19 protein-coding genes are annotated in these 20770 nt (G+C 71.8%); 11 read left to right on the forward strand and 8 right to left on the reverse strand.

What is annotated here, in order from left to right; all coding sequences use genetic code 11:
- Positions 1–4 precede the first annotated feature (4 nt).
- Positions 5–1363, reverse strand: coding sequence for a M16 family metallopeptidase (locus ASG28_RS07045; protein WP_055973483.1), 1359 nt, complete (start codon positions 1361–1363; stop codon positions 5–7).
- 252 nt (positions 1364–1615) lie between these two features.
- Between ASG28_RS07045 and ASG28_RS07050 the strand changes: the two genes are divergently transcribed.
- The gene (locus ASG28_RS07050) at positions 1616–2230 is read left to right on the forward strand and encodes a TetR/AcrR family transcriptional regulator (RefSeq protein WP_055973486.1); all 615 of its coding nucleotides are present in this window, start codon (positions 1616–1618) and stop codon (positions 2228–2230) included.
- Between the two features lie 94 nt (positions 2231–2324).
- Here ASG28_RS07050 and ASG28_RS07055 read toward each other — a convergent pair whose 3' ends face one another.
- Positions 2325–3410 carry an aldo/keto reductase gene (locus ASG28_RS07055; protein WP_235477661.1) on the reverse strand — a complete coding sequence of 362 codons (1086 nt, stop codon included), beginning with the start codon at positions 3408–3410 and terminating at the stop codon, positions 2325–2327.
- Positions 3411–3659: 249 nt separating this feature from the next.
- Positions 3660–5933, reverse strand: a complete 2274-nt coding sequence (locus tag ASG28_RS07060; protein WP_055973488.1) for a polyribonucleotide nucleotidyltransferase — start codon at positions 5931–5933, stop codon at positions 3660–3662.
- 339 nt (positions 5934–6272) lie between these two features.
- Between ASG28_RS07060 and ASG28_RS16395 the strand changes: the two genes are divergently transcribed.
- Positions 6273–7523, forward strand: coding sequence for a hypothetical protein (locus ASG28_RS16395; RefSeq protein ID WP_157485670.1), 1251 nt, complete (start codon positions 6273–6275; stop codon positions 7521–7523).
- A 123-nt stretch (positions 7524–7646) separates the two neighbouring features.
- Here ASG28_RS16395 and rpsO read toward each other — a convergent pair whose 3' ends face one another.
- Together rpsO and ASG28_RS07075 are read right to left on the reverse strand one after the other, a co-directional pair.
- Complete coding sequence (rpsO, locus tag ASG28_RS07070) at positions 7647–7916, reverse strand: 30S ribosomal protein S15 (protein ID WP_043596660.1); 270 nt, start codon at positions 7914–7916, stop codon at positions 7647–7649.
- A gap of 93 nt (positions 7917–8009) precedes the next feature.
- On the reverse strand, positions 8010–8465 hold the full coding sequence (locus ASG28_RS07075; protein ID WP_055973492.1) for a VanZ family protein: 456 nt from the start codon (positions 8463–8465) through the stop codon (positions 8010–8012).
- A gap of 147 nt (positions 8466–8612) precedes the next feature.
- On the opposite strand from ASG28_RS07075, the gene ASG28_RS07080 reads away from it, so the two are divergent.
- Entirely contained in the window at positions 8613–9347 is a 735-nt protein-coding gene (locus tag ASG28_RS07080) for a M50 family metallopeptidase (RefSeq protein WP_055973495.1), read from the forward strand.
- An 82-nt stretch (positions 9348–9429) separates the two neighbouring features.
- On the opposite strand, the gene ASG28_RS07085 is transcribed toward ASG28_RS07080, so the two are convergent.
- On the reverse strand, positions 9430–9969 hold the full coding sequence (locus ASG28_RS07085; protein ID WP_054147222.1) for an adenine phosphoribosyltransferase: 540 nt from the start codon (positions 9967–9969) through the stop codon (positions 9430–9432).
- 142 nt (positions 9970–10111) lie between these two features.
- On the opposite strand from ASG28_RS07085, the gene ASG28_RS07090 reads away from it, so the two are divergent.
- The 3 genes from ASG28_RS07090 to ASG28_RS07100 are packed head-to-tail and all read left to right on the forward strand — an operon-like array spanning position 10112 to position 12137.
- Positions 10112–11149 (forward strand): M4 family metallopeptidase, encoded by a 1038-nt coding sequence (locus ASG28_RS07090; protein ID WP_055973499.1) that lies wholly within the window; start codon positions 10112–10114, stop codon positions 11147–11149.
- A 56-nt stretch (positions 11150–11205) separates the two neighbouring features.
- Positions 11206–11511: a protealysin inhibitor emfourin gene (locus ASG28_RS07095; protein WP_055973501.1), complete on the forward strand. Its 306-nt coding sequence runs from the start codon at positions 11206–11208 to the stop codon at positions 11509–11511.
- Entirely contained in the window at positions 11508–12137 is a 630-nt protein-coding gene (locus tag ASG28_RS07100) for a hypothetical protein (protein ID WP_055973504.1), read from the forward strand. The genes ASG28_RS07095 and ASG28_RS07100 overlap by 4 nt, the downstream gene beginning before the upstream one ends.
- A gap of 46 nt (positions 12138–12183) precedes the next feature.
- Here the strand turns inward: ASG28_RS07100 and ASG28_RS07105 are convergent, their stop codons facing one another.
- A complete protein-coding gene (locus ASG28_RS07105; protein WP_055973507.1) occupies positions 12184–13152 on the reverse strand; it encodes a LacI family DNA-binding transcriptional regulator in 969 nt (322 codons plus the stop codon).
- A gap of 175 nt (positions 13153–13327) precedes the next feature.
- Between ASG28_RS07105 and ASG28_RS07110 the strand changes: the two genes are divergently transcribed.
- The 5 genes from ASG28_RS07110 to ASG28_RS07130 all read left to right on the forward strand — a co-directional run bounded on the left by ASG28_RS07110 (position 13328) and on the right by ASG28_RS07130 (position 18256).
- Complete coding sequence (locus tag ASG28_RS07110; RefSeq protein WP_071257252.1) at positions 13328–14152, forward strand: ABC transporter permease; 825 nt, start codon at positions 13328–13330, stop codon at positions 14150–14152.
- Positions 14149–14946, forward strand: coding sequence for an ABC transporter permease (locus ASG28_RS07115; protein ID WP_235477662.1), 798 nt, complete (start codon positions 14149–14151; stop codon positions 14944–14946). Before ASG28_RS07110 ends, ASG28_RS07115 begins: the two co-directional genes overlap by 4 nt.
- A complete protein-coding gene (locus tag ASG28_RS07120) occupies positions 14943–15953 on the forward strand; it encodes an ABC transporter ATP-binding protein (protein WP_055973510.1) in 1011 nt (336 codons plus the stop codon). The genes ASG28_RS07115 and ASG28_RS07120 overlap by 4 nt, the downstream gene beginning before the upstream one ends.
- Positions 15954–16067: 114 nt before the next feature.
- Positions 16068–17138 (forward strand): extracellular solute-binding protein, encoded by a 1071-nt coding sequence (locus ASG28_RS07125; protein WP_055973512.1) that lies wholly within the window; start codon positions 16068–16070, stop codon positions 17136–17138.
- Positions 17138–18256 carry an adenosine deaminase family protein gene (locus ASG28_RS07130; RefSeq protein WP_235477663.1) on the forward strand — a complete coding sequence of 373 codons (1119 nt, stop codon included), beginning with the start codon at positions 17138–17140 and terminating at the stop codon, positions 18254–18256. The genes ASG28_RS07125 and ASG28_RS07130 overlap by 1 nt, the downstream gene beginning before the upstream one ends.
- A gap of 75 nt (positions 18257–18331) precedes the next feature.
- Here ASG28_RS07130 and ASG28_RS07135 read toward each other — a convergent pair whose 3' ends face one another.
- Positions 18332–20623 carry a HelD family protein gene (locus ASG28_RS07135; RefSeq protein ID WP_055977143.1) on the reverse strand — a complete coding sequence of 764 codons (2292 nt, stop codon included), beginning with the start codon at positions 20621–20623 and terminating at the stop codon, positions 18332–18334.
- Positions 20624–20770 lie beyond the last annotated feature (147 nt).

The following is a 20770-nucleotide window of genomic DNA, read 5'->3' on the forward strand; positions in this document are numbered from 1 at the left end:
TGGTTCATCGAGGGGTCGATCCCGACGTCGTCGTCGGGACAGGGAAGGACGTCTCGTCGACCTCGCCGACCACGACGGTCGACAAGGGGCCGGAGAGGAGCTGGGCCGCCAACGACCGGACGTCGTCGGAGGTCACGGCCTCGACGCGAGCGAGGGACGTGTCGAGGTCGACGAACTCGCCCGTCGAGATCTCGGCTCGACCGAGGCGGTTCATGCGGGTGTCGCTGTCCTCGAGGGCGAGGGCTGCAGCCCCTCCCAACTGGCCGAGGGCCCGACGACGCTCGTCGTCGGTGATGCCGTCGGTGGCGAGTCCGGCGAGTTCGTCGAGCATGAGGCGGGCCACGTCGCCCGCGTTGGCGGGGGTGCACCCGGCGTAGAGCCCGAACAGACCGGCGTCCGAGTAGCTCGGGGCGAACGAGTAGACCGAGTAGGCGAGGCCACGGCGCTCTCGGACCTCTTGGAACAGGCGGGACGACATGCCCCCGCCCAGCACCGAGTTCAACACGGCCAACGTGGGTCGGCGGTCGTCCCCGACGGAGATGCCCGGCAGGCCCAGCAGGACCGTGGCCTGCTCGAGGGGACGCCGGATCACCTGCAACGCTTCGCCGGCGACGAGCCCGACGGGCGTGTCGTCGCGACGGGGTACCGGCGACGCCGCGTCGGTGGGCCACCCGGCCCGGTCGAGCGCCGCGGTCAACCGGTCGAGGGCGCGGTCGTGGTCGACGGCACCGGCGATCGACACGACGAGGTCCTGGGGACGGTAGTTCTCGCGGTAGTGCCGGTCGACGTCGTCGCGTGCCGCGGCGCGGATGCTCTCGGGTGAGCCTCCGATCGGACGCCCGAGCGGATGGTCGCCGAAGACCGACTCGAAGAGCCGCTCACCGGCCATGTCGGCGGGATCGTCGTCCGCCATCGCGAGTTCTTCGAGGATCACCCCGCGCTCGGTCTCGAACTCGGCCGGTTCGAGGGTCGACGAGGTCACCATGTCGCTCAGCACGTCGATGGCGTCGTCGAGGTCCACGTCGCGCACCCGGGCGTAGTAGCAGGTGTACTCCTTGGCGGTCGCGGCGTTGTGCTCACCGCCCACCGACTCGAACGACACCGCGATGTCGAGGGCCGAGCGGGTCGGCGTGCCTTTGAAGAGGAGGTGCTCGAGGAAGTGCGTCGACCCCCGTTCGGCGTCGGACTCGTCGCGGGAACCGACCGCCACCCACAGGCCGATGGTCGTGCTGCGAGCCCCGGGCATGCGCTCGCTGAGCACACGGACGCCGGAGGGCAGCACGGTGCGCCTCACGAGCGCGTCGCCCGTGGCGCGGAAGGAGATCTCGACCTCGTCGAGTGGGAAGGAGACAGGGCCGTTCATCACGTCGAGCCTAGGCGACCTCCCCTGCAGTCGTCCGTGAGCGGCTCGGAACGGCTGGCACCCGAAGTGGGGGACGATCTTGGGGACAAACAGACAACTCTGTTTGTCCTCATCGGTGTTAGAGTCGATCCACCGACGACGACCACATCCCCCCTGATGGTCGCCGTCGGCGGCTGGTCGGACGTCGTCAGAAGGTCCGGAGCGCGCGTCCCCCACGCGGCTTCAAGCCGAGACGTCCCAAGGAGCCACGCTGTGACGGTCGATTCCCCCCAACCGGCCGTCCAGCGTCTCCCTGGTCGCCCTCGCGCCGACTCCCCCGTCCCCGGTGCTCGGTCCCGCGTCCTCACGACCGCCGACCGCCTGTTCTACGGCGAAGGCGTCCGCGTCGTGGGCGTCGACCGCCTCATCGCCGAGTCCTCGGTGACCAAGGCCACGTTCTACAAGCACTTCGGCGCGAAGGACACGCTCGTGCTCGAGTACCTCGCCGGTCGCCACGACCTCGAGGCCTCCGAGCTGGCGGCCCTGGTCGAAGCCCACGACGGGGGCCGTGCGACCCTCGAGGCCTACCTCGACGTGGTCGTCGCCCGTGTCCAGACCGTGTCGTTCCGAGGCTCGGCCTTCGCGAACGCGGCGTCCGAGTTCAGCGACCCGACCCACCCCGTGCGCGTCGCCATCGCCGAGCACCGCGAGTGGCTGACGGGCGAGATGGTCTCCCTCTTCAAGGCGGCCGGCCACCCCCTGCCGGGCGACGCCGCCGACGATCTCGTCCTCGCCCTGGACGGTGCCCAGGTGGGCGCCTACGCCGGCGACGCCATCGCGGCGGCAGCATCGCTCCGCCGCACGGCGGAGCGACTCCTCGCCGCCTAGGTCACCTAGGCCGACCACATCGGACGCCCGCCTGACCGCGGGGCACTGTCGTCAGGCACCCCGCAGGGCACCGGCCGAGCACGTCACCTGACGGTCAGGCGGAGGCGCGATCGAGGTCGAGCACCTGGTTGCGCGTGAGCTGGACCCGTGCGGCCTGTGCGAGTTCGTAGACCTGCTTCGCGTTCGTCGCACTCGCGACCGGTGCCACGACGTTCGGCTTGGCGAGCAGCCAGGCGAGCGCGATGGCGGCACTCGAGACCTCGTGGACGGACGCGATGCGGTCGAGCTCGTGCACGACCTTGAGCCCTCTCTTGGAGAGGTACTTCGCGAGCACGCGACGACGAGGGCTGTGCGCCACGTCGGAGCGGGAACGGTACTTGCCGGTGAGGAAGCCGCTCGCGAGGGCGAAGCGCGGCATCACGGCGAGACGCTGCTGTGCGGCGACGTGCGCCAGGCCCTTCTCGTACTCGGTCCGGTCGAGGAGGTTGTACTGGTTCTGCAGGGCCACCATCGGGGCGATGCCGAGCATCCCCGCCGCGATGCGGGCCTCGTAGAGGCGGTTGCCCGAGTGGTGGGAACCACCGAACCACCGGACCTTGCCCACCCGGATGAGGTGGTCGACGGCCAGGAGCGTGCGCTCGAACGCCACCTCCGTGTCGTCCACGTGCAGGTAGAGCAGGTCGATGCGATCGGTGCCGAGCCGCTCGAGCGAGGCGTCGACGGCTCGCTCGATCGCCCGCGGGGTCAACCCGGGGTTGTCGGCGCTCTTGCCCACCTTGGTGGAGACGACCATGTCGTCACGAGACCGGCGGGAGCGCATCCACGACCCGATCATGATCTCGCTGCGGCCGCCTGCGTAGGAGTCGGCCGTGTCGACGAAATTGCCGCCGAGGTCGAAGTAGGCGTCCAGCACGGAGGTCGTCTCGGCCTGGTCGGCAGTCCAGCCGAAGACGTTGCCCCCGAGGGCCAGGGGGAAGACCTTGAGGTCGGAGAGACCGAGGCGCCGGCGCGGCTGGATGATGCCGAGATCGACCGGAACGGTGGGCTGGGCGGCCGATGCACGAGCCGCGGCATCCGCGACGGCGGCAGCGGCAGCGGCAGCGGCAGCGGCAGCGGCAGCGGCAGCGGCAGCGAAGTCTGACGTGGCTGAACGGGCGAGCTCGGCCGTCGTCTCGGTCACGCCGTCCCCTTCTCGTCGCGAACCCCCGATGCGACTCTGTGCGATCGCATGGGGTATGGTTCGCCCTCCGCCATCAAGAATACGACCACGCGCCCGGTTTCCGCCGCCGCCGCACCCAATCGTTACGCCGTGTCGCCGCCCCGGTCCGGGGGGCGCGCCTCCTGGTCGGACCGCGACCCGCGAGCGCTGCACCGACGGCGAAGGGCCCGCCCCGACCGAGGTCGGAACGGGCCCTTCGTGGCGTGCTGACTACGCGTCGACGGACTCGTCGGTCGACTGCTCGGTCGCTCCGCTCGAGTCGGTGTCGGCCTCGTCGGCCACGACCGGGGCGAGCGAGAGCTTGCCGCGGTCGTCGATCTTGGTGATCTCGACGAGGATCTTCTGGCCGACGCCGAGGACGTCCTCGACGTTCTCGACGCGCTTGCCGCCGGCGAGCTTGCGGACCTCGCTGATGTGCAGCAGGCCGTCCTTGCCGGGGAGGAGCGAGACGAACGCACCGAACGACGCGATCTTGACGACCGTTCCGAGGAACTGCTCGCCGATCTCGGGGTTGGTCGGGTTGGCGATCGCGTTGACCTGGGCACGGGCGGCCTCGGCCGACGGGCCGTCGACGGCACCGATGTAGACGGTGCCGTCTTCTTCGATGCTGATGTCGGCGCCGGTCTCGTCCTGGATGGCGTTGATCGTCTTGCCCTTGGGGCCGATCAGCTCGCCGATCTTGTCCTGCGGGATCTGGACCGAGATCACGCGGGGCGCGGTCGGGGCCATCTCGTCGGGGGCGTCGATCGCCGAGTTGAGCACGCCGAGGATCGCGGTGCGCGCCTCTTTCGCCTGCTTGAGTGCGGCGTCGAGCACGGCGGTCGGCAGACCGTCGAGCTTGGTGTCGAGCTGGATCGCCGTGACGAACTCGCTCGTGCCGGCCACCTTGAAGTCCATGTCGCCCAGGGCGTCCTCGGCTCCGAGGATGTCGGTCAGGGCCGCGTAGCGGGTCTGACCGTCGACCGTGTCGGAGACGAGGCCCATGGCGATGCCGGCGACCGGGGCCTTGAGGGGCACACCGGCGTTGAGCAGCGACAGGGTCGACGCGCAGACCGAGCCCATCGACGTCGAGCCGTTGGAGCCGAGGGCCTCGGACACCTGACGGATGGCGTAGGGGAACTCTTCGCGGCTGGGCAGCACCGGCACGAGGGCGCGCTCGGCGAGGAAGCCGTGCCCGATCTCGCGACGCTTCGGCGATCCCACGCGGCCGGTCTCACCGGTCGAGTAGGGCGGGAAGTTGTAGTGGTGCAGGTAGCGCTTCTTGGTGACCGGGCTCAGCGAGTCGATCTGCTGCTCCATCTTGAGCATGTTCAGCGTGGTGACGCCCATGATCTGGGTCTCGCCGCGCTGGAAGATGGCGGAGCCGTGGACGCGCGGGATGACCTGGACCTCGGCGTCGAGCGGACGGATGTCGGCGAGGCCGCGGCCGTCCATGCGGATCTGCTCGGTGAGGATGCGGTCGCGGACGACCTTCTTCGTGGCCGACTTGTAGGCGGCACCGACCTGGCCGAGAGCCGTGTCGGGCAGCTCGCCCGCGTCGACCTTGGCGGCGACGGCGTCCTTGACGCGCGACTTGAGGGCGTCGTCGGCGTCTTGGCGCTCGATCTTGCCGGCGATCTTGTAGACCTCGGCGAGCTCGGTGCCGGCGGCGGCCGTGACGGCCTCGAGCACCTCGTCGGTGTAGGGGAGGAAGACCGGGTAGTCGGCGATCTCTTTCGCGGCCTGGGCGGCCATCGTCGCCTGGGCGTCCACGAGCTGCTTGAGGAAGGGCTTGGCGGCCTCGAGGCCCTGGGCCACGATCGCCTCGTCGGGCTTCGTGGCGCCGCCCTGGATGAGACCCCAGGCGTGCTCGGTGGCCTCGGCCTCGACCATCATGATCGCGACGTCCTCGTTGCCGGCGGCGTCGGTGACGACACGGCCCGCGACGGTCAGGTCGAAGACGGCGTCGGCGAGCTGGCTGGCCTTGGGGAAGGCGACCCACTGGTCACCGATCAGGGCGAGACGCACACCGGCGATCGGCCCGGAGAACGGCAGACCCGAGATCTGGGTGGAGGCGCTGGCCGCGTTGATCGCGAGGGCGTCGTAGAACTCGTCGGGAGCGATGCTCAGCACCGTGATGACGACCTGGACCTCGTTGCGGAGACCCTCGACGAACGAGGGACGCAGCGGCCGGTCGATGAGGCGGCAGACCAGGATGGCCTCGGTCGAGGGGCGACCCTCGCGACGGAAGAACGAGCCGGGGATCTTGCCCGCGGCGTACGAGCGCTCTTCGACGTCGATGGTGAGCGGGAAGAAGTCGAAGTTGTCCTTCGGCTTCTTGCTGGCGCTCGTGGCCGACAGAAGCATGGTGTCTTCGTCGAGGTAGGCAGCGACGGCTCCCTGAGCCTGCTGGGCGAGACGACCGGTCTCGAATCGGATGGTGCGCTTGCCGAACTTGCCGTTGTCGAGGACGGCTTCGCCGAACTTGATCTCTGGACCCTCCATGTGGGGGCTACTCCTCTTTGTTTTGCATCGAGGCCCCGTGTGGGCATCGATGTGTACCGGGAGCGGGCGGCGTGGACGGCATGGCGACATGCACGTGCAACAACGCGACGGAGGCGGTGGCACGTCTGGCCAACAGTAGAAACGGTCGGACCCCGCACCCGACCCGGACGCTCGGCGTCGGTCGGGGCATTCCGCCTGTCACCACCGGTGACCAGCAGCCGTACCGGCCTGCTCCGAGGGCGATGCTAGCACTCGCACCCTTCCGACCGGGGTGCGGACGGCGGGTGTCGCCCGGACGGGGAGGCGCGGTGCCGGGGGGACGGCGTTAGGGTCGTCTCCATGCGTGCTCACGACAGGTCCGGCCGGGATCGTCGCGCGAGCCGTCTCGCGGTGGCGACCGGCGCCTCCTCGGCTCTCGTCCTGGCGATGCTCGTGGCACCGTCCGCCGCGTCCGCCGCGGGGTACCCGACCTGGGCTCAGGTCGAGGCCGCGAAGGGGAACGCCGCGGCGACCCAGGCGCAGGTCGACCTGATCGACGCGTCGCTGGACAGCCTCGAGAAGGCCGCGTCCGACCGCAGCGACGAGGCCGTCCTCGCCGACCAGGCGAACGCGACGGCGCAGGCCGACCTCGCGGCCGCCGCGCAACGTGCGGACGAACTCGCCGCGGACGCCGAGCGTGCGCGGGCCACCGCCGACACCGCGAAGCAGGAGGCCGGCCAGCTGGCCGGCAGCCTGTTCCGCACCGGCGGCACGCAGACCATGGGCACCGACCTCTTCACGTCGCCCGACCCCGGGGCCGCCCTCTACCAGCTGGGCTCGCTGACGCAGCTCGGCGACCGGTGGCAGACGGTGCTGGCCGATGCGACCACGGCGAGCAACACCGTGTCCTCGCTCAGCCAGCAGGCGACGACCGCGGCCGATCGCCGCGACGCTCTCGCCCGTGACGCGCAGGCCACGGCAGACCAGGCCACCGCGGCACAGGCGACCGCGGACACCGAGGTCGCCGACGCCACCCGGCGGTCGGCCGACCTCTACGCCCAGCTCGCCGCCCTCGAGGACTCGACGGCCGAGCTCGAACAGCAGTACCGCACCGGGGTCGCGGCGCAGCAGGCGTACGCGGCGCAGCAGGCCGCGGCGAAGGCACAGGCCGCGTCGGCAGCGAAGGCGCCGTCGGGCTCGTCGGGAGGCGGCGGCGCGTCGTCAGGACGCGGTGCATCGCCAGGAGGCACGGCACCCGGCACGGGCGGCGGCGGTTCGGGCGGCGGCGGCACGGCTCCCCCGGTCGGCGCCGTCAACGATCCGGCCGGCGCGAAGGCCTACGCCGCGACGAAGGTCGGCACCGGGGCCGAGTACACGTGCCTCGTCCAGCTCTGGAACAAGGAGTCCGGCTGGCGCACCAACGCGACGAACCCGTCGGGCGGCGCCTACGGCATCCCCCAGGCCCTGCCCGGCAACAAGATGGCCTCGAGCGGGCTCGACTGGCAGACGAACTACCGCACCCAGGTGAACTGGGGCATCGGCTACATCCAGGGCCGCTACGGCACGATGTGCGCCGCGTGGGCGCACTCGGTCGCGAACAACTGGTACTGAGGCGTCGGACCCGACGTCCGGGCGCGACGTCCGTCCGGCCCGGGACGAGAGAACGGCCCCCTCGGGCTGCAGCCGGAGCTGCGTGCCGAGAGGGCCGTCGTCGAGACGTTCGGAGCGCGAAGACTAGCGGCGCAGGCCGAGACGACCGATGAGCGTACGGTAGCGCTCGATGTCGACCTTGGACAGGTAGCCCAGGAGGCGACGGCGCTGGCCGACGAGCAACAGCAGGCCACGACGAGAGTGGTGGTCGTGCTTGTGCTCTTTGAGGTGCTCGGTGAGGTCGAGGATGCGCTGCGTCATCACGGCGACCTGGACCTCGGGGGATCCGGTGTCGCCGGGGTGGGTCGCGTATTCTTCGATGATCCGGGTCTTGACGTCAGGTGCGAGTGCCATGGATGGATCCCCTTTCAGTTCGTTGCGCGGTGCTCGTCACCGGATGTGCGAGCTCTCTTGATCCGCGGCCGTTCAGACGGCAACCTGAGGAGCCTACCAGACGGGCGACGCCGCCCGCTGTCGCGGTCGACTCCGACCACGACGCCGACGGGGCAGGACGAGTCCGACGAACGCCGCACCGATCGCCGCCCCGAGGGTGTTCATCACGAGGTCCTGCGGGTCGGAGAAGCGCGTCGCCGACAGGTACGTCGCCTGCACGGTCTCGATGCCCACCGTCGCGGCGAAGCCCACCACGATGCCGACCCACCAGAACCGCTTGGGCACCAGCAGCGCCGGGAACATGCCCATCGGCACGAACATCGCCACGTTCGCGGCGGCCTCGACCCGGGCGAAGGTGATCCACGACGTCTCGTCGTGCCGGGCGAACACGTCGAGCGCCCGCCAGAGCAGCGCCCCCGTGTGCGCGTCGTAGACGCTGGGGCGAAGGGTCATCCAGGCGACCCCGGCGAGGTAGACGAGGGTGAGCAGGAGGAGGACGGCGCGACGCATCCGTCCATCGTGCGGCACCGGTCGGTGGGAGGACGCCCGGAACGGCCGAAGATCAGCCTGGAGGACGACCCGCCCCGGGGGCGACCGCGGCAGGGCCGAGGAGGCGCGGTGTCCGACCGCGCGCACCGCGCCTCCTAGGCTCGTCGCGTGGACGCACTCACCGACCTCTGGGCCCGGATCAGCCAGCTCGCCGCCCCCCTGCCCGGCTCGTGGCTGCTCGGCAGCGTCGCCGCGGGCCTGCTGCTGGTGCTGCCGCCGGGCACCTGGCACACCGTGCGGCACGCCGTCACCGTCGTGCACGAGGGCGGGCACGGGCTCGCTGCGGTGCTGACCGGGCGGCGGCTGACGGGCATCCGGCTGCACTCGGACACCTCGGGGCTGACCGTGTCGAAGGGGCCGCGGACCGGGCCGGGCATGATCATCACGCTCCTCGCCGGCTACACCGCACCCGCGATCGCCGCCCTGGGCGCCGCCTGGCTGCTGTCGGGGGGCTACGCGGCCGGACTGCTCTGGGCGCTGCTGCTGCTGCTCGCGCTGATGCTCGTGCAGATCCGCAACTGGTTCGGGCTCTGGGTGGTGCTCTTGGGCGCCGCCCTCGTCGTCGTCGTGACGTTCTTCGCGTCACCGACCTGGCAGGCCGTGTTCGGGCTGGTCGTCACGTCGGTGCTGGGCTTCGGGGCGCTGCGCGCGTCGCTCGAGCTGCAGCGCAGCCGGCGTCGCTCACGCTCGACCGCGTCGGACGCCGACCAGCTCGCCGGGTTGACCCGGGTGCCGGGCGTCGTCTGGGTAGCGGTGTTCGTGCTCGTCGCCCTCGCCTGCCTGCTCGGCGGGGCCGGGCTGCTCTTCCCCGGGGCGCTCGAGGCCGCGCGCTCGTTCGCCTGAGGCCGGTCGGCGCCCGGCGCGAGGCGTCGGGTGCGAGGCGCCGGGCGAGAGGCGTCGGGTGGGAGGCCTCAGGCGGGAAGCGTCAGGCGGGGGCGGACGAGAGGGCGTGCACCGGGACGTGGCCCTCGAGGCGGGCCCGGCCGCCGAGACCGTCGAGCTCGAGCAGCACGGCGACGCCGGCCACGACGTAGCCCGCCCGTTCGAGCAGGGTGACGGTCGCCTCGACCGTGCCGCCGGTCGCGAGCACGTCGTCGACGATCAGGACACTCGACCCCGCGGGGATCTGGTTCGGACGCAGTTCGAGCGTGGCCTCGCCGTACTCGAGGGCGTAGCTCTCGCTGAGCACTTCGCCGGGCAGCTTGCCCGCCTTGCGCACCGTCAGCACGCCGACGCCCTGCTCGATCGCGATGGCCCCGGCGAGCGCGAAGCCCCGCGCCTCGATCCCGGCGACCGCGACGAACCCCCCGTCGAACGGCTCGGAGAGCGCCGTGGTCACGGTGGCGAAGGCGTCGGCGTCGGAGAAGAGCGGGGTGACGTCGCGGAAGAGGATGCCGGGCTTGGGGAAGTCGGGGACGACGGCGATCTTGCTGTCGACGAACGAGGAGGCATCGGTGACGGTCATGCCGTCAACGGTAGCCGGACGGACGGCGCCCCCCCCGCCCCCGAGGCGCCGGTCGTCCGGCCGGCCACGCGCGACCGACCGGTACGTCACGATCGTGTCAACGGTCCGGCCCGATGTCGGAGGCCCGTGGAAGAGTGCACGCATGTCGCGGTTCATCGTCCCCCCGTACCTGCTCGCCCACCTCGCCGAGGCCGACTCGCCCCGCCTGCACCGGGCGCCGCAGGCCGCGCGCAACGGTCTGCTCGCGATGGAGGCCGTCGACCGCAACGCGACTCCCCCGGTGGTGCAGGGGGCACTCGGCGGCGAGGCCGTGCTCGAGCGCACGGTGTTCGACGCGCAGGGAACCGAGGAGTTGCCGGGGGTGCGCGTGCGCGGCGAGGGCGAACCGGCCACCGACGACGTCGCCGCCACCGAGGCGTACGAGGCCCTCGGCGCCACCTACGCCCTGTTCCGCGAGGTGTACGGGCGGTCGTCGATCGACGGCGCCGGGCTGCCCCTCGACGCGACCGTCCACTACGGCCAGGACTACGACAACGCCTTCTGGAACGGCGAGCGCATGGTGTTCGGCGACGGCGACGGAGAGGTCTTCGAGCGCTTCACGGCATCGGTCAGCGTCATCGGGCACGAACTCACCCACGGCGTGACCCAGTACACCGCGAACCTCACCTACCAGGGGCAGTCGGGTGCGCTCAACGAGTCGGTCAGCGACGTGTTCGGGGCGCTCGTCGAACAGCACCTGTTCGGCCAGACGGCCGACGAGGCGACCTGGCTCATCGGCGAGGGACTCTTCACCCCCGAGGTGCAGGGTCGGGCGCTGCGGTCGATGAAGGCTCCGGGCACCGCCTACGACGACGACGTCCTCGGGAAGGACCCCCAACCCGGCCACCTGGACGACTACGTCGAGACCACCGACGACAACGGCGGGGTGCACCTCAACTCGGGCATCCCCAACCGGGCCTTCTACCTGGTCGCCGAGGCCCTCGGGGGCGAGGCCTGGCTGCGCGCCGGTCAGGTCTGGTACGACACGCTCACCGGCGGCAGCCTCTCGACCGAGGCCACCTTCGCCCAGTTCGCGGCGGCGACCGTCCAGGCGGCCACGGCACGATACGGAGCGGATTCCGACGAGACCCGGGCGACCACTGCCGGGTGGGAGGGCGTCGGGGTCACCCCGGCGGCCTGAGGCCGCTCGTCGCGAGACCCTGCTGCCCCGGACACCGCGGGGGTAGCATCGCGCCCATGAAGGTCACCGTGTCACGCTCCGGTGGTTTCGCCGGCCTCACCCGCAGCTGGTCGGTCGACGTCGACTCCGAGCCCGACACCGAGTCGTGGCTCGTCCTCATCGACCAGGTGCCCTGGTCGCAGGCCCCGGCATCCGCCCAGGCGGTGCAACCCGATCGCTTCGTGTGGGTCATCACGGCCGAGACCCGCCCGACCCGCAAGGCCAAGCTGCCCGAGCAGCAGGTCACCGGGCCGTGGCGCGAGCTCGTGGACCGTGTCCGCAGCACCTCCGAGGCCGAGGCGAAGACCGGTCCGACTCGATGAGCGACCGGGCGCGCCGACCTCGCCGACGACTCTCGGGCGAGGTGCTGGCCGGGCTGCTCGCCCTCGTCGTCCTCGTGGCGGGCGGGGTCGGTGTGGCCGTGGTGCAGAGCGGCAACCCGCTGAACGTCCGCGGGGCCGCCACCGCGCCTCCGTGGGGTCGCCCCGCGACCGACCGGCTCGAGACCCGGGCGGCCGCCGCCGGCCTCGAGAACGTCTGGGGCCAGGACCTCGCCATGCACGTGCACACGCACCTCTCGATCACCGTCGACGGACAGGCGGTCACGGTGCCCGGTGACATCGGGCACGACTCCGACACGAAATTCGCCGCCGAGATCCACACGCACGACACGAGCGGCATCGTGCACGTCGAGTCGCCCACGCGCGAGACGTTCGTCCTGGGGCAGCTGTTCAGCGAATGGGACGTCGCGCTCGACGGACGGGGCGTGGGGTCGCTCGGGCACGACGACGGGCTCGAGCTGCACACCTTCGTCGGGGGCAGCCCCTACACGGCCGATCCGGCCGGCATCCCGCTGCGGGACTTCGAGCGCATCGACCTCGTGCTCGCGCCGATCGGCGAGACGGTCACCGCGCCTCCGGCCTTCGCCTGGCCTGCCGACTACCGCTGAGCCGCGCCGGGCGCTCAGCGCGGGGCGTCGGAGCCCGCCGACGAGGTCAGGGCCAGCGGACCGGGACCGGGAGGCGCGTCGTCGTCGGCTCGGACGGCCCGCCCGGTGCCAACAGCTCGAGCAGTCGACCGGCCGCGACCCGCCCCAGGTGCTCGCCGTCGACGTCGATCGCCGGGACACCGACGAGCCCGAGGGCGTCGACGACCATGCGTTCCGAGCTGACCGTGACGGAACGGTCGCGGTGCTCGTCGGCCCGGAGGACGAACATCAGGCCGAGCCCGATCGCCGTGGCGTAGGGAACGACGGCCGACGCCCCGGAGGCGAGGACGTCGTCGCTCGCCCGGACCCCGGCCTCGAAGGTGGACGGGTAGGGCCCCAGCACCGTGAGCTCGGCCCGGCCGGCGGCGGCCTCGACCACCGCGGCCGTGCGCTGGACGTTCTGCCACGAGCCGTCGGGCCCGCCCAGGTAGGCGACGCGGTCGTGCCCCTCGGCGACGAAGCGAGACACGAGCGAACCGAACGCGGTCGCCGTGTCGGCCACGACCGACGACGCCCCGGCCACCTCGCGGTCGACGAGCACGGTCGGCTTGTGGCCCGTCGCGGCCCGCACGACGTCGTCGGCCCCCCGCGGGGCCACGACGATGAACCCGTCGACCTGGTGCGACAGCCGCTCGAACGCGGCCAGCTCGCCCGCCTCGGCCAACGGGTGGACCGCGACCGTCAGCTGCAGGTCGGCCTCGCCCGCCGCAGCCTGGGCCCCGGCGATGATCGGCGTGAAGAACGCGTTGTCGAGGGTCGGCACGACGAGGGCCACGACGCCCGTCCGCCCGCGGGCCAGTTGACGAGCCGCACGATTGGGCACGAAGCCGAGCTTGGCGGCCGCGGCGAGCACACGACCGGCCGTGTCGGGCGACACCAGCTCGGGGCGGCTGAGCACCCGCGAGGCGGTGGCCTTCGAGACGCCCGCGAGCGTCGCCACGTCCGCCAGCGTCGCGAGCCGCCCTGCCCCAGTCATGCCCCCACCCTAGGGCCTCCCTGAAACCGGTCCCGCGCGACGTCCTGACGCTCGTAACAAGCTGTTTACACGGCGGGACCGGCGCGAGCGATCCACGCCCTTAGGGTCGATGTAACCGGTTTCACCCGACGTGGAGCCGACATCCCCCTGAGGCAGAACCCATCGGAGGACACCCGTGACGTCCCGCAAACCCGCGCTGCTGTTGCTGCTGCCGGGCCTCGCCTTCTTGCTGATCGGCTTCGCGGTGCCGTCGCTCGCGATGCTCTTCGCCCCGCCCGGCGTGACCGCCGGCGAGATCGTCGGCCGCCTCGGCCAGATGCTCACCGACCCCTTCGACCTGCGCATCATCGGGCGCACCGTCGGGCTCGGGCTCGTCGTGACCGTGATCTGCGTGGCCCTCGGCTTCCCCATCGCCTACCTGCTCGCCCGCTCGACCTCGCGCTGGTCGGGCGTCCTGCTCGCCCTGGCGATCTTCCCGCTGCTGCTCAGCAACGTCGTCCGCACCTTCGGGTGGCTCGTGGTGCTCGGCAAGAACGGCGCCATCGGTCAACTGCTCACGACGCTCGGCCTGGTCGACGAGGCCCCGCAGCTGCTCTACACCGAGCTGGCGATCGTCCTGGGCCTGACCCAGTTGTTCCTGCCGCTCGCGATCATCTCGTGCTACTCGGCGGTGGCCCAGGTCGACCCGGGCCTCGACGACGCCGCCCGCGGGCTCGGCGCCAGCCGCACCCGCACCTTCTGGAGCATCGTCGTCCCCCTCTCGCTGCCCGGCGTCGTCGTCGCCGCGACCCTCGTCTTCGCCGGCTCGGTCACCGCCTACACGACCCCGTACCTGCTCGGCGGCTCGGGCCAGCGCATGCTCGCCACGCAGCTCTTCTCGTACTCGAGCGTGACGATCGACTGGGCGGGGGCGTCGGCCACCGCCCTGATCATGACCGTCCTCGTCTTCGTCGTGTCGGGTCTCTCGTCCCTCGTCGCCCGGAAGGGAGCCACCTCGTGACCACCCGTCGCCCGGTCGCCGGCACGCTCGCCGTCGCGGGCTACGTCGTGATGATCGTCCCGATCCTCTTCGTCGTCGCCACCGCGTTCACGAGCGAACGCACCCTGCGCTTCCCGCCCCAGGGGTTCTCGCTGCGCTGGTTCGAGGCCGCGCTCGGCTACGACCCGTTCACCCAGGCCCTCGTCTCGAGCCTCCAGCTCGCCCTGATCGCCACCGTGCTCGCCCTGCTCGTCGGCATCCCCGCGACGCTGGCGATCCACCGCGGCAGGTTGCCGGGCAAGGGGCTCGTCGAGGCGCTGTTCCTGTCGCCGCTGATCGTCCCCGAGCTCGTGGTGGGCCTCGCGCTCTACCAGCAGCTCGTCATCGGGTTCCGGCTCGACAACTTCCCCGTGCTGTTGATCGGACACACCGTCCTGATGCTGCCCTACGCGGTCCGGGTGACCGGCGCCTCCCTGGCCCTGGCCGACCCCGCGCTCGAGGAGGCCGCCCGCGGGCTCGGCGCCTCGCCCCTGCGGGCCTTCTTCACGGTGACCCTGCCCCTGCTGCGCCCCGGCATCTTCTCGGCGGCGCTGCTCAGCTTCGTCACCTCGTTCAACAACGTCCCCCTGTCGCTGCTGCTGCAGAGCCGCGACTTCCGCACCCTGCCCGTCACGATGCTCGACTACGTGCAGCAGAGCTACGACCCCATGGTCGCGGCGATGGCCACGCTCATCCTCGCGGGCACCGTCGTCATCGCCGTCATCGCCGAACGCACCGTCGGCTTCGCCAAGATCTTCGGAGGCATCAGCAGATGAGCACCGCAGCAGAATTCGTCGCCGTCAGCCAGGTCTTCGGCGACTTCACCGCCGTCGACTCGATCGACCTGTCGATCGCCGAGGGCAAGCTCACGACGCTGCTCGGCCCGAGCGGCTGCGGCAAGACGACGAGCCTGCGCATGCTCGCCGGCTACGCCGCCCCGACGTCGGGCACGATCCGCATCGCCGGCGTCGACAGCACGCGCACCCCGCCCGAGAAGCGCGACCTGGGCATGGTGTTCCAGTCGTACGCGCTCTTCCCGCACCTCAGCGTCGCCGACAACGTCGGCTACGGCCTGAAGCTGCGCGGCGTCGACACCGCCGAGCGCCGCCGTCGCGTGATGGAGACCCTCGACCTGGTCGGCCTGGCCCACCTCGCCGGGAGCAAGCCCAAGAAGCTGTCGGGCGGCCAGCAACAGCGCGTGGCCCTGGCCCGCGCCATCGCGATCCGCCCGAAGCTGCTGCTGCTCGACGAGCCGCTGTCGAACCTCGACGCGCGCCTGCGCGTGCAGATGCGCGCCGAGATCCGCCGCATCCAGGGCGAGACGGGCCTCACCGTCGTGCTCGTCACGCACGACCAGGACGAAGCGCTCGAGATGAGCGACGACATGGTGCTCATGCGCGCCGGCCGGATCATGCAGCAGGGTTCGCCGCAGCACGTGTTCCCGAACCCGGCGAACCGCTTCGTCGCCGACTTCCTCGGCTACGAGAACTTCGTCACGGCGGCCGACGGCACCCTGCTCGCGATCCGCCCCGAGCACCTCGGGGTCACACCCGAGACCCCCGCAGGAGGCGCGGCGCACGACGGCCTGCACCTCGCCGGGGTCGTCGGCGACGTCGCGTACCGCGGGGTCGACCTGCTCGTCACCGTGCAGGCCGTCGACGCCACCGGCGCGGAGGTGCGCCTGCTGTCGGACGTCCGCAGCACGGGCTCCGAGACGGTCGCGATCGGCGACCGGGTGACCGTCACGGCACCGGCCTCGCGGCTCGTGGCCCTCGCCGACTGACCCGCCCGGTGCGCGGAGCCGCGCGCGCCTCCTCGTCACCAGCCTCCATCGGACCCACCCACCCGCGTTCCACACCGCCCGGTCTCGCCGAGACCGCCCCGAAAGGACACGACCATGACCCCCACCCTCCGCACCCGCCTGGCGATCGTCGCCGGCGTCGCCGCGACGACCCTCGTGCTCGCCGGCTGCTCGGCCGACGGCGGCGGCGAGCCCGACGCCGACACGATCACCGTGAGCACGTTCCCGTTCGGCGTCGAGGAGTTCCAGGAAGCCGTCATCGACCCGTTCACCGAGAAGACCGGCATCGAGGTCGTCGTCGACACCGGCTCGAACTCGGACCGCCTGTCGCAGCTGCAGGTCGCGGGCGGGCAGCCCGACGTCGACGTCATGCTGATCTCGGACTACTACGCGGCCCTCGGCCAGGAGGACGACCTCTTCCAGCAGGTGGACGCCTCGGCCGTGCCGTCGCTCGACGAGATCGCGGACTTCGCGAAGGAGGACACCTACCTCGGCCCGGCCTACAGCTACCAGCTCAACGGGACGATGTACTCCACCGACGAGCTGACCGCCGACGAGGCCGCGCAGTGGAGCCTCTACGGCGAGAAGAGTGTCTCGGGCAAGGTCGCCCTGCCGGACATCTCGGTGACGGCGGGCCAGCTGATGGTCTCGGGCGTCGCCGCCGAGTACGGCGACGGACCCTACGACATCGACGCGGCCCTCGACCAGCTCGGCGAGTGGGCCCCGGGCGTGCTGCAGTTCTACAGCTCGTCCACCGAGGTGACCAACCTGCTGACGCAGGGCGAGATCGTCGCCGCGGACTCGCTCAGCGGATTCGCGACCGACCTCGTCGAGTCGGGTGAACCGATCGCCTGGACGGCGCCGGCCACCGGCCGCTACATGGCCACCAACCGCGCGATGATCCCGACCGGTGCCGAGAACGTCGACGGGGCGAACCAGTTCGTCGACTACCTGCTCTCGGTCGAGGCGCAGACCTCGTCCGCCGAGATCGTCGGCGACCTGCCGGTCAACCCGGGCGCCACGGTGCCCGACACGATCGAGGCCGTCGTGGGCGACATCGCCGCCGACCCGGTCGCCGCGGGCTACTCGACCCTCGACCCGACCGAGCTCGTCCCCACCCGCTCGGAGTGGGTCGACCGCTTCGCGCGTGAGGTGACCTCGCGCTGATGAGCACCACCCTGCCCCCGGCCTACCTGGACCGCATGCCCAAGGCCGACCTGCACTGCCACGTGATCGGGACGGTCCGCGCGAGCACCTTCGCCGAGTTGGCCCGCCGCGAGGGGCTAGTCCTGCCCGACGAGCCCGAGCAGATCTTCGCCGACATCAACTCGCTGCCGCCCGACCCGGCGCTCTACCGCGACACGCGCATCCCCGTGCCGCAGGGGCGCAGCGCCGACGAGCCCGAGGTGTCGTACTCGCTGTTCCAGGCGTCGAACTGGGTCGTCGAGGTGCTGCGCGACGCGGACGACCTCACGCGGATCGTCTACGAGGCCTTCGAGGACGCCCACCGGACGAGTGCGACCAGGCACCTCGAGCTGTTCTTCGACGCCGTCCCCCCGCACCTCGCGTCGCTCGGCTACACCGGTTCGGTGGAGGCCTACGCCGAGGGCATCCGGCTCGCCGAGCGCGACTTCGGCATGACCGGACGCATGATCCAGGGCATCGACCGCAGCAGGAGCGGCGAGCACGCCCTCGAGCTCGTCCGTCAGGTGGTCGACCACCCGCACGAGTACGTGGCCGGCATCGGCCTCGACAACCTCGAGACGAGCGGCCCCCCGGAGCGCTTCGTCGAGGCGTACCGGCTCGCGGGCGAGGCCGGGCTGGGCCGGACGGCGCACTCGTCCGAGCACTCCCCCACGGCGGTCAACACGATCACCTGCCTCGACCAGCTGGGCTGCGACCGCATCGACCACGGGTACTACGTGCTCGAGGACGACGAGGTCGTCGCCCGCGTGCGTGACGAGCAGGTGGCGTTCACCGTCGTGTCGACGACCTCGCGACGGTCGTGGCGTCCCTGGCGCCGCGCCTCCATCGAGGCCATGCTCGAGGCAGGCCTGAACGTCGTGCCGGCGTCCGACGACCCGGGCATGTTCCCGACGACCCTCGCCGCCGAGTACCGCATCGTGCACGAGCAGATCGGGGCGACCGCCGACCAGGTGCGCTCGATGGCCCTGGCGGGCGTCGACGCCAGCTGGCTGCCCGGTGCCGAGAAGGAGGCGCTGCGGGCGCGGTTCGACCGCGAGCTGGCGGCCCTCGACCTCGAGTTCGGGGTGGCCGCGGTCTGAGCCCGGCCCGGGCGAGCCGGCGCGGGGCGAGCCGGCGCGGGGCCGAACCGGACGGCCCGGCCCCCGCGACCCGGCCTACGAGACGACCGTGAGGCGTTGCGTGGGCCGGGTCATCGCCACGTAGAGGCTGGCGTTGCCGCGTCGGCTGGCCTGCCGGACGCGCTCGGGGTCGACCACGACGACCGAGTCGAACTCGAGCCCCTTGGACGTCGCCGGGCTCAGCACCGAGATCGGCTTGGTCAGCGACGCCGTGCCGGCGGCCACGAGGCCGTCGAACTCGGCCGACAGGGCCTCGAGCAATGCCTGGACGGCCTGCTCGGGGGCGATCACCGCGAGCGTGCCCTCGGAGTCGATCGCCCGGTCGGCCCGGACGGCCTCGACGGTGGCGCGCACGAAGTCGTCCTTCGAGGAGGCGCCGGTCACCTCGCGCACCGGCCACTCGCTCGAGCGCACCGACCGGCTCGGGGTGATCCGCAGCCCGGTCGCCGTCGCGACGTCCTCGGCGTAGGTCACGATCTGCGCCGGCGTCCGGTAGTTGACGGTGAGCTCTTCGAGCCGCCACGGAGCCGAGGTGCCCTGTGCTCCGCCGCCTCGACGACGGCCGAGCAGGGCCTGCAGGGCGCGATCCCACGAGCTCGCCGACGCGGGGCTCGACGCCTGGGCGATGTCGCCGACGACGGTGAACGACCGCAGCGGGCAGCGCCGTGAGAGCAGGCGCCACTGCATGGGCGACAGTTCTTGCGCCTCGTCGACCACCACGTGGCCGAAGGCCCAGGTGCGGTCCCCCGCCGCCCGCTCGGCGGTCGTCATCGACGCCGCGCGCTCGGCGAAGCCCCCGGCGATCTGCTCGGCACTGACCATGCCCTCGACGCCCATGTTCTCGATGGCCCGCTCGGCGTTCTCGATGTCGCGCTTGCGCTGGGCTTTGCGGGCCAGACGCTCGGGGTCGACGCCGGTCTGGAACTCGCCGAGCAGCTCGGCGGCCTCGTCGAGCAACGGCACGTCGGAGACCGTGAAGCCCGCCCCGCGTTCGCGCCGCAGCAAGGCGCGCTGCTCGGGCGTCCAGCGCGGGGTGATCGAGGCGAGCCAGTTCGGCCGGGCGAAGAGGTCTTCGACGAGCTTCTCGGCGCTGAGCGGCAGCCAGGCGGTGTTGAGCAGCACGCGCACGTCGTAGGACTGCCGGATGTCTTCTCGGAGGACGGCCTCGTCGGACTCGTCGACCGTCGTGCCGTGCTCGCGCATCTGGTCGACCAGCTGACGCGTCAGGGCCGAGAGGGCCGCCTTGTTGAACGTGACCCTCGCCACGTTGTGGGGCTTGCCGCGCTCCTGGGCCTTGCGCATGGCCTCGCCGACGAGCTCGGGGCGCACCACGAGGCGTTCGCCGTTGATGTCGATGGTCGTCGGCTCGGCCGGGCGGATCTGCCGCGACCGGACGGCGCGGCGCATCAGCTCGGCCATCTCGGCGGACCCCTTGAGGGCGGCGACGTCGGGCGCGTCGTCGGTCTGGGCCTCGACGCCCGGGTACAGGCCGCCGAGGCTCGACAGGACGACGCCGCTCTCGCCGAGCGAGGGCAGCACCTGTTCGATGTAGCGCAGGAACGACCGCGACGGCCCGACGACGAGCACGCCCGAGCCCTTGAGCCGGTCGCGATGCGAGTAGAGCAGGTACGCGGCCCGGTGCAGCGCGACGGCCGTCTTGCCCGTGCCGGGGCCGCCCTGGACGACGAGCACGCCGTCGAGCTGAGACCGGATGATGCGGTCCTGCTCGCCCTGGATCGTGGCGACGATGTCGGTCATGCGGCCGGTGCGCTGCGCCGTCAGCGCGGCCATGAGCGCCCCCTCGCCCTGCAGCTGCACGTCGTCGCGGTCGAGCAGGTCGGGGTCGAACACCTCGTCCTCGAGACGGGTGACGGTGCGACCCTCGAGGGTCAGGTGGCGACGGGCGCGGGCCCCCATGGGCGTCGCGGCGGTCGCCTGGTAGAAGGCGCTGGCGCCGGGCACACGCCAGTCGAGCAGGATCGGGTGGTGGGCCTCGTCGCGCAGGCCGATGCGGCCGATGTAGCGGTAGCGCCCGCCCTCGCCGGGCTCGGCCGGACGGTCGACGTCGCCGGTCTGCCCGAGCAGGTCGGGCGTCTCGAGTTCGAGGCGACCGAACGCGAGCCGCTCGTCGACCGAGCCCAGCTGGACGATGGTGTCTTCGTAGAGCCGCGCGTAGGCGTCGCGCTCGCTGCGGCTCTGGTGGTTGCCGCCGACGGTCTCGCGGCGGGTCCGCTCGAGGCGGACGCGGGCGTCGGCCTTCAGCTCGTCGAGGCGTTCGTAGAGGGTGCCCACATAGGCGCGTTCGCGGTCGATCTCGGATGACAACAGGTGTTCGTACCCTTCGGGAAAAGTCGGCACGCCAGTCTAGCTTCCGGCCACCGACGGCGAGGCCCGGAATCGGTCCGGGGACGCAGGAGGCGCGCCCGTCCTCGAGGGGACGAGCGCGCCTCCTGGGGTGGTCGCGTCGGAGCCGGG

Origin of the sequence: Frigoribacterium sp. Leaf415, from assembly GCF_001424645.1 — a bacterium.
GTDB lineage: Bacteria > Actinomycetota > Actinomycetes > Actinomycetales > Microbacteriaceae > Frigoribacterium.

Excerpts from the sequence above, each read along its gene's own strand:
- ASG28_RS07085 (WP_054147222.1), bottom strand. The coding sequence starts at position 9,969 with ATGACCGTCACCGATGCCTCCTCGTTCGTCGACAGCAAGATCGCCGTC.
- ASG28_RS07100 (WP_055973504.1), top strand. The coding sequence starts at position 11,508 with ATGAGCGACCGGGCGCGCCGACCTCGCCGACGACTCTCGGGCGAGGTG.
- ASG28_RS07120 (WP_055973510.1), top strand. The coding sequence starts at position 14,943 with ATGAGCACCGCAGCAGAATTCGTCGCCGTCAGCCAGGTCTTCGGCGAC.
- ASG28_RS07105 (WP_055973507.1), bottom strand. The coding sequence starts at position 13,152 with ATGACTGGGGCAGGGCGGCTCGCGACGCTGGCGGACGTGGCGACGCTC.
- ASG28_RS16395 (WP_157485670.1), top strand. The coding sequence starts at position 6,273 with ATGCGTGCTCACGACAGGTCCGGCCGGGATCGTCGCGCGAGCCGTCTC.
- ASG28_RS07095 (WP_055973501.1), top strand. The coding sequence starts at position 11,206 with ATGAAGGTCACCGTGTCACGCTCCGGTGGTTTCGCCGGCCTCACCCGC.
- ASG28_RS07075 (WP_055973492.1), bottom strand. The coding sequence starts at position 8,465 with ATGCGTCGCGCCGTCCTCCTCCTGCTCACCCTCGTCTACCTCGCCGGG.
- ASG28_RS07125 (WP_055973512.1), top strand. The coding sequence starts at position 16,068 with ATGACCCCCACCCTCCGCACCCGCCTGGCGATCGTCGCCGGCGTCGCC.
- ASG28_RS07045 (WP_055973483.1), bottom strand. The coding sequence starts at position 1,363 with ATGAACGGCCCTGTCTCCTTCCCACTCGACGAGGTCGAGATCTCCTTC.
- ASG28_RS07130 (WP_235477663.1), top strand. The coding sequence starts at position 17,138 with ATGAGCACCACCCTGCCCCCGGCCTACCTGGACCGCATGCCCAAGGCC.
- ASG28_RS07060 (WP_055973488.1), bottom strand. The coding sequence starts at position 5,933 with ATGGAGGGTCCAGAGATCAAGTTCGGCGAAGCCGTCCTCGACAACGGC.
- rpsO (WP_043596660.1), bottom strand. The coding sequence starts at position 7,916 with ATGGCACTCGCACCTGACGTCAAGACCCGGATCATCGAAGAATACGCG.
- ASG28_RS07090 (WP_055973499.1), top strand. The coding sequence starts at position 10,112 with ATGTCGCGGTTCATCGTCCCCCCGTACCTGCTCGCCCACCTCGCCGAG.